The sequence below is a fragment of the Streptomyces sp. NPDC059957 genome, from assembly GCF_042730015.1.
GTDB lineage: Bacteria > Actinomycetota > Actinomycetes > Streptomycetales > Streptomycetaceae > Streptomyces.
Window position 1 is genome coordinate 37,841 of record NZ_JBHWMB010000066.1, and the last position, 7,842, is coordinate 45,682.

The following is a 7,842-nucleotide window of genomic DNA, read 5'->3' on the forward strand; positions in this document are numbered from 1 at the left end:
CCACTATCGGTACATGACGACACGAGATGAAACGGGCGCGTTCGGCCCGCAGAGCCAGTTGCCGCCGCTTCCGGAGGACTGGGAGCGATGTCTGGCCGTGGCGGCGCATCCGGACGACATCGAGTACGGTGCGGCCTCCGCCGTCGCCCGCTGGACCGCTCAGGGCAAGCGGGTCACGTACCTGCTCGCCACCCGCGGTGAAGCAGGCATCGACGCTCTGCACCCCGCCCAGGCCGGACCACTGCGCGAGGCCGAGGAGCGGGCCGGAGCACGTGAGGTCGGCGTGGACACGGTGGAGTTCCTCGACCACCGCGACGGTGTGGTCGAGTACGGCCCCGACCTGCGCCGCGACATCGTCCGCGCGATGCGCCGGCACCGGCCCGAGGTCGTGGTGACGGGCGCGTTCACCGTGCGGATGGTCGCCGGTGTCACCAACCAGGCCGATCACCGCGCGGTCGGCCTCGCGGCCCTGGACGCCGCGAGGGACGCGGGCAACCGCTGGATCTTCCCGGAACTGGCCGACGAAGGCCTCGAGCCCTGGGGCGGCATCCGCCTGGTGTGCATGGCCGGCCCAGAACACCCCACCCACGCCGTAGACATCACCGGAGAACCCCTGGAACGCGGCATCGCCTCGCTATCCGCCCACGCCGAATACACCAGAGGACTGGGCGAGCAGAGCTTCGAACCCCGCCCCTTCCTGACCTGGGCGGCACGGATGGGCGGCCCCGCGCTCGGCGTCGAAGCAGCGGTCCTCTTCGACGTACACCACCTGGCATTCGAAGGGAAGCCGCCCTGGGACCAGTAGGCCCCACCCCACGCGCAGCCCGCGCCGACCGCCGTATCCGCCCGCGGCCCTTTGGGTCGGCCCTGCTGTCGTCCCTGGCCGGCCGCGGCGTGTGCCCACGAGTTCCTCGAGGACAGCGGCCAGCAGCGCGGGCGCGTTGGTGGTGCACGAGGTGTTCGAGACGATCGCGTGCAGACCCGGATCGTAGGCGTCGGAGTTGATCCCGTACGCGAGGGTGACGTCGGCCGACTCAGACGAGGACCTTTCTCGCACCCGCGTCGGTGTCGGCGCGGGTCGCCTTGGCGGAGGTGGAGCGGCCAGTCACTTCGAGAACGATGTCGACGCCCAACTCGGCCCACGGCGGCGGGGCGGGCTCCCACGCGGCGAGAACCCACCGTCACCCGCGCCGCCACGCCTCGCGACCACCGACATCGACCTGATCGCCCCACCACAACTCGCCGGCCTCGGCATCCACTGGGCGTAACGGCAGGCAGGCGCGTGTCCTCGCCGAGCACCACTCGTTCCACACACCATGATCATGACTCTCACGTCCACGCGCGGGTGAAGGTCGCCCTCGCCGCCGCGGCGGTCCTCGGCCTGTCCCTGACGGCCACCCCTACAGTGACCGCCCAGACACACGCCCTCGCACTGCACGTCATCGTCACGCCCGCCACCGACCTGCCCGCGACCGCCCAGGTCACCGTCACGATCCGCGGCTTCGAGCCCGAGGAAGCCGTGTTCCTCCAGTAGTGCGCACAGCTGGGCCCCAGCGTATTCGGCTGCGACTACAAGAACACCACATCGGTGACCCTCGACGAGGCAGGCGAGGGCACCGCCCAAGTGACCGTCCACCGTGTCTTCGCAGCACAGGACGACAGCGGCATTGACCTCGGGGAGGTCGACTGCGCCCAGTCCGAACAGGGCTGCCTCGTCGCCGTCGGCAACCTCGAAGGGGGAACCGGCGCGACGACTTCCTTCAAGGACAACGCATAGCCCCGGAATCTCGCGGCCCGCCCCACGGCCTCACCGCTGGACGGCCCCCCCGGTATGAGCTGCACGGGCGGTGGTGGTGGACCCGCGAGGCCACCGAGGCACGGGCCACCCGGCCCGCGCAGTACAAAGCCCGCACCCCCCAACGCAACTGCACCGTCGTATTCGGTTTCCTGCAGCCTGGCAGCGGGCCTGTTGCCCCGACCCACACCTGACTGTGACTTGGCAGGACGGACAACGACATCGACTGGGTCAGCGGCAGGCAGCTCGCGCAGCGGAGGCCATGTTCCCCGAGGCGCAGCCGTACCAGACTTGGAGGTGCCCTTCCCAGTCAACCTGAAGAACATCACTGTCTGAGCTGTAGCCGAGCAGTCTGAGGGACTGCCGGGTACCGGTGGGTATTTCAGCACGAGTTGAGTCCAGTGGCGGCGTGTCCACGGCATCGGGAGCAACCTGTGTGCTCGTTGGAGGTACGGGCGTGTGTCAGGGGCCGGCGCGGTGGTCGAACCGTGCTGTGTTGGGTGGATGAGCCCGATCGAAATCCGTGTGCACGGCGTCGGCGATCATGGTCCCCTGAGCGCATTGGGCAGTGTGGGACTCGAACCGTCGGCACAACCCATCGAGGGCATCGAGTCGTACCAGAAGCCGCAGATCCCGGCCCATGATCTCGCCCTCGTCAACTGGTCGCGGACCTCGCGCGGCGTTGCCGGCTTCCTGTGGTACCTCGCCATTCCCTTCACGCTGCTCAATGTCGTCGGCTACATGAAGCCCGCCGAACGGCAGCGGGGCTGGTATACCGTCGCCCGCCTGGCGGGCATGCTGGCCACCGTGGTGCTGACCGCATGGCTGATCGTCATCATGGAAACGGTGCTGGAGTACGTGCCGGGCCTGGCCGACAAGACGCAGCTGGCACAAGGGCTGTCCGCAGGGCTTCCGGCTGCGGCCGTCGTCGCGGCAATCCTGTGCCGAACCTGGCTTCGGCCCCAGCACAGAATCCCCCCGATCCTCGCGTGCGCCCACGCCCTGCTCGCAGTGGTCGTGGCCGCGGCGGTGCTCGTATGCAAGCCGGCCCGGATCGAGCGCAGGAGCTGGCCCAACAACTTCGGCTACGGCGGCGACGTACCCGGTGCGGCCGTGGGGGCCGGCGTTGATCCGCGTGCCGACGCGATGATGCTCTTCGTCCTCATCTCCACCCTCGCCGCTGTGTTCCTCGCCACGGCACTGTGGAACTCGGCGGCCGCTGTGGTCACGATGCTCGTCTTCCTCGGACTCCACGCGACCGGCGCGATTCTCCGTCTCGGCACCGAGTGGCTGATGGCGTACCTGGAGTACATCGGTGCCGTCGCCGACCGGGCCTCAGGCATGGCGCCTTCGGCTCACGTGCTCAGGGCGGCCGACCCCCAGGGAGACCGCGTCCTGCTGCTCGACCTCGTGCCCATCGTCGCGTGTGCCGCCATCGTCGGCTTCGCCGTGGCGTTCGCGATCATGGCTCGCGCCTCCAAGTGGAGTGACACACTCGCTTCGGCCGATCTCCCGGCCTACCGGGGTCGATGGTTCATCCACCTCGTCATCACCGCACTGCCGCAATTGATCCGGCGTGCTCTCATCTTCGCTTTCTTCATCTACATCGCTCTGGCGATCGTGATCGGGCTGGTGGCCCGCAGTACGAGCTGGAGCGGCTGGCCGCTGACCGTCGCACTGATCCTGACGCACACGATCGTCGCCGGGGTGCTCGTGTTCATCGCCATGCGCGGAAAGGTCTCGGCGGCCCCCAAGGTCTTCGGTACGGTCGCCGATGTCGCCGGCTTCTGGCCGGTCCGGTACCACCCGCTCGCGGGCAGCTCCTACCGCGATGAGGTCGTAGGCGGGCTGCGGGACGCACTCGGATGCCACCGGGAGGACGCCGTCGTCCTGTTCGCCCACAGCCAGGGTTCGGTCCTGGGCGCCTGGTTGCTCGCCAATGAGATGGTTCCCGAGAATCTCCAGGACGACGCGGCGCTCGGCGCTGTGGAAGGGCCGTCCCTGCTGCCGCCGGCGGAGAGTCTCTACCTCCTCACCTGCGGGTCACCGCTGAAGTCTCTGTACCGGGGGTTCTTTCCGTCCTATTTCCACGACCAGTTCTTCCTCCGCGCCGGCGAGAGGACCGCCGGATGGTTTAACGCCTGGCGAAAGACCGACCCGATTGCGACACAGATGCCCGACGCCGTGAGCGGGCAGGTCCATGATCAGGAGATCGACGAAGTGGACTCCAACCACCTGCGTGTCCACAGCGACTACTGGATCGAGCAGGCACCGACCGACTGGATTGAAGGAAAGCTGACTCCGCCCGCGGCCGCACCGTAGCAAGGCCTCCCCCGCACCGGCACCGGCACCGGCACCAAGGCAGACCAGCCCCACACCCACGCTCCCGGCCCGGCCCGGCCCGGCTGAACGCTAGCGAGGCGCTGCTGGTCATGTGGACCGTCGCCGGGAACCACCGTCGGCTGGGGATGCTCCACCACTCGCGCCGCACGCTCATCGACTCGCTCACCGAGCCGACCCGGCGCGCGGAGTGGCCGCTGCCCGTCGGATCGCGCAGGCCCAGTCGCGGGCGCGGGAAGCCGCCCCCGCGCAGGCGGCCCACGCGGCCGCCGTCGTCCACGACACCTCCCACCAGGCCTCCACGACCTGCGCACGGTCATCGGGGTGGGTGCTCCATACGCCGGTCCCACGCCGCCGTGGATCCAGCGGCGGAGCGGGGCAACCGGGCCTGCGGCCCGACGCAGCGCGGTACGGACTGCTCGCGCAGCCAGGTGTGGGCGGGGTCATTGTCGTAGCGCGCCCTGCTTGCCCCGGGCGGATAATGGACACGTCCCCCTCGGGGGCAACGGGGCAGAAGGTGTGGGGGGCTGGAGCCGATCATGCCGACTGCACGCCCAGGGCGGCACTTCGCCGCCGCGACGGGAGCCATAGCGCTGTCGCTGGTGGCGTCCTTGGGTCTCGCCGCGCCGTTCACCGCGGCTGCCGGGCCGCCACCGCATCACGTGATGCGCGCCACGTGCCTGTTCACCGACCGATCCGTACCGATCCCGACGGGCTTCGAGGGCATGTATTCGCACCATTCCGATTCGACATCAGGGTGTTCGGTCGTCAAGAACATCTCCACGGACCGGGTACTCCAATTCTGGGGGGCGGGCCGGATTGATCCGCCGACGCGGTTTGCCGACTGGATCGGCGATACCAGGGCCGCACAGATCTCCGTCAGGCTGCTACCGGGCAGGGTAGTGGTCCTCCCCGGTGAAAAGGCTGTCCTGTACGAGCCGCCGCCGACCTACTTCGTCGCTCTCGCTCCCGCGCCAGCACTGCTGGGTGACCGTGTTTCGGAGGGCTTGGCCGACCTCGCACAGATGATTGCTTCCCGTCCGGGACCGGCGACCCGCCTCGTACTGGGACCCGAGTTGAGAGACCTCATCAACAACTGCGCTTTGGCAGCCGACGGTACGTGGCGCGAGCTTCGCGAGCACGAATCACTGGAGGACATTTATGAGGAGGCAAAGGTTCTCCCAGCCTGTAAGAAGGCGTACAACTACGTCGACCCGACCTACGGAAGCCCAGACAAACCCCCCGGATGGCAGGTCTGGCGGAACCGGATAGTGACCTTCAACGAGCGGTGGGTCACGCAGATGAACGACGACGTTGCCCGCACTGTGACCAGAGTGCTGGGACGGATTCCGTGACTACGTTGGAATGACTGGCCCACGGGCCAAACCCTTGCGGAGCACGGTGACGTGAACCTCGGGCGGTTGACCAGCATCACGCAGTCCACCGCCCCACGTCACGTTCTGGCTGACACCAAGCAAGCCTTCCAGGAGAGAGACAGGCGCGCACACCGTCACGCGAGATGTGCCGGGCCCGTGGGGCTGCCCGCCTCGTCGAAAGCCGTTCTGGTGTCCAGGTCGAGCTCGCCAGTCTGGGTGAGGTGCACCCCGACCAGGAAAGCACTTGGCCGCCAAAACGGGCCGCCACCCCGGAGGGTGACGGTCCGTCTACCACCGGTCGACCATCATGGACCGCTCCTGGTCGGCAGGCGCAGGACAGTGGCTGGCTGCGGTGTGAGGTCAGGGGTTCACAGCGAGTCCCTGGTTGCTGACGTTGGTGGCGGCAGGGCTGTTGATGTTGTTGTTGATACTGATGTTGTTGAACGCCGTGATGATTCCGTTGAGGTTGATCGGGAGGATCGATCCTCCCTCGTTTCCGCCGTTCCCTCCTCCGCCGCCGTTACAGGTTCCGCCGGTGACGGTGGTCGGGTCGTTGTCGGAGGCTGCAGGGCTGCCGCCGCCGGAGACGCTGGCGGTGTTGGTGAAGGTGCAGGGCGCGCTGGTGGTGACGTTGGTGGTGACGTTGATCGTGGGGTAGCTGGCGCCTGCCGCGAGCGCGTCGCTGCGGGTGCAGGTCACCGTCTGGCCGGAGATCCCGCAGTTCCAGCCGGTCCCCGACGCAGCAGTGGGAGTGAGGCCGGCGGGCAGGGTGTCCGCAACGGTCACGGTGCCGGTGGTCGGTCCAGCGTTAGCGGTGTTGGCTACATCGATCGCGTAGGTGCCGGTCCCGCCCTGGGTGAAGTTGCCCGCGTGGGACTTGTTGACCGACAGATTGGGATCGGATGCCGGTGGCGCGAGGGGCAGGGATGCCTCGGACGGGACGGACTGACCGCCGTCGTAGGTGACGGTGGCCACCGCCGAGGCCATCGTCCCGGTAGGGGATTCGACGACGGTGGCGGTGTAGCTGACGAAGATCGGGAGGTCTGCGGGGGCAATGGTGCCGCCACTGGCGGCGCTGGCACCGGTGCCCAGCCTCAGCTGGAGGCTCGTCGCGCCGATCGTCGCCAGCACCCCGGCCGGCTCCGTATTGATCTCCACGTTGGTGATGTTCGACAGGTTGGTGAGCTGGTCGGTCAGCACCACGTTCGTGGCATTGGTGTCACCGGTGTTGTCGACGGTACGGTTGATGTCGACCAAGTCTCCCGGCAGGAGCTGGCCGCCATTCCGGTCGGACATCGATCCAGGGGCGCCCAGAACCGGTACCCGGCGACGCATGTCGGCGGTCGCGCCGGGAGAGAATGCGGACGCGGACGTGGCCGACGTGAACGCCGGTGCCTGCTGCACGGCGAGCGCGGGCCCCGCGCCCGCCATCCCCTGCAGGGCAAGGACCAGACCCGTTGCCGCCGGAATACCAACCGTCCAGCGCCTCAAACGATGGAAACACATAGGTTGCCCCTCTCATGACGGAGGCCGCCCGACGAAACGCGGGCGGTCGGACAACCAACGAGGTCGCGCATCCCAGATCGCAGACACACGCACCAATTCACCCAAATAGCACCTAACGCGACGTAACCAGATGGCGCTCGAACACGAGGGACGCCGCCCGGCGCAGAGCCCCGCGCCGGAACATGAGCGCAGACACTGACTCCATGAAGACAGCGAGCCTCGGCGAGCGCAGCCGTGGAGGCGCTGGGGGCCCCGTCGGCGCGGTTGCCGCGAAGACCATGCGGGGGCAGGTGGACCGAGCAGGCCGGCCCCTCCGGACCCGACCTGCGCATCCGGGTGCGGGCCCGATCCGCCCGCACCCGTAGCACCAGATCTCAGACCCGGAGCCGACTGATCACCGGCCAACAAACCACCGGCAGAAAAGTCGGAACGGTTCAATCCTCCCTGATAGCTCACAACGGAGCGGCAGAGAAGTCAGAACGGTTCATGGCTGGCGTGCACCTGGTGGTGACATTCCGGTGCGGTGTGTTCGGTGTCATCGGTGTGTGTTGTCGCTGGACAACGGCGTGCGGTGTCTATGGGGTGTTGCCGGTGTTAGTGGTCCTGGGTGTGTCCGGGCCCTCCGCCCTGTACCAGGGGCGAAGCTGTAGGTATCTCTCTTTCATGGCGGGCCCGAGATGTGCTTCGGTGGCGTACCCGGGCGCCACCCTCTAGTGATCTGGTTTTGAGTTGTGCTCGCCCCATGAGTCGTGTTCTGTTTCAGATCTTGGGTTTTGCCTGACGGGGCCGGTTTTGGTCCGGTGTCCTGATGGCATGGGCGATACC

Annotated in this window: 6 protein-coding genes and 1 pseudogene; 5 read left to right on the forward strand and 2 right to left on the reverse strand. The window is 67.9% G+C overall.

The genetic code is table 11. From position 1 onward, the window contains the following. Window positions 1-13 precede the first annotated feature (13 nt). Window positions 14-805 (forward strand): PIG-L deacetylase family protein, encoded by a 792-nt coding sequence (locus ACFWBW_RS32555; RefSeq protein WP_385380234.1) that lies wholly within the window; start codon window positions 14-16, stop codon window positions 803-805. A 51-nt stretch (window positions 806-856) separates the two neighbouring features. On the opposite strand, the pseudogene ACFWBW_RS32560 reads toward ACFWBW_RS32555, so the two are convergent. Further along, window positions 857-1,175 (reverse strand): annotated as a pseudogene (locus tag ACFWBW_RS32560) (type I glyceraldehyde-3-phosphate dehydrogenase); the annotation flags it as partial. 170 nt (window positions 1,176-1,345) lie between these two features. Between ACFWBW_RS32560 and ACFWBW_RS32565 the strand changes: the two are divergent. The 4 genes from ACFWBW_RS32565 (at window position 1,346) to ACFWBW_RS32580 (ending at window position 5,490) form a co-directional block, all read left to right on the forward strand. Continuing rightward, window positions 1,346-1,534: a hypothetical protein gene (locus ACFWBW_RS32565; protein ID WP_385380237.1), complete on the forward strand. Its 189-nt coding sequence runs from the start codon at window positions 1,346-1,348 to the stop codon at window positions 1,532-1,534. A 9-nt stretch (window positions 1,535-1,543) separates the two neighbouring features. Then, window positions 1,544-1,777 (forward strand): neocarzinostatin apoprotein domain-containing protein, encoded by a 234-nt coding sequence (locus ACFWBW_RS32570; protein WP_385380261.1) that lies wholly within the window; start codon window positions 1,544-1,546, stop codon window positions 1,775-1,777. A 522-nt stretch (window positions 1,778-2,299) separates the two neighbouring features. After that, the gene (locus ACFWBW_RS32575; protein ID WP_385380240.1) at window positions 2,300-4,117 is read left to right on the forward strand and encodes a hypothetical protein; all 1,818 of its coding nucleotides are present in this window, start codon (window positions 2,300-2,302) and stop codon (window positions 4,115-4,117) included. Window positions 4,118-4,674: 557 nt separating this feature from the next. Beyond that, window positions 4,675-5,490, forward strand: coding sequence for a hypothetical protein (locus ACFWBW_RS32580; RefSeq protein ID WP_385380243.1), 816 nt, complete (start codon window positions 4,675-4,677; stop codon window positions 5,488-5,490). A gap of 381 nt (window positions 5,491-5,871) precedes the next feature. Here the strand turns inward: ACFWBW_RS32580 and ACFWBW_RS32585 are convergent, their stop codons facing one another. Beyond that, entirely contained in the window at window positions 5,872-7,002 is a 1,131-nt protein-coding gene (locus tag ACFWBW_RS32585; protein WP_385380246.1) for a hypothetical protein, read from the reverse strand. Between the last annotated feature and the right edge of the window lie 840 nt (window positions 7,003-7,842).

Coding starts and splice junctions, on each gene's coding strand:
- ACFWBW_RS32555 (WP_385380234.1), top strand. CDS start 14: ATGACGACACGAGATGAAACGGGCGCGTTCGGCCCGCAGAGCCAGTTG.
- ACFWBW_RS32575 (WP_385380240.1), top strand. CDS start 2,300: ATGAGCCCGATCGAAATCCGTGTGCACGGCGTCGGCGATCATGGTCCC.
- ACFWBW_RS32580 (WP_385380243.1), top strand. CDS start 4,675: ATGCCGACTGCACGCCCAGGGCGGCACTTCGCCGCCGCGACGGGAGCC.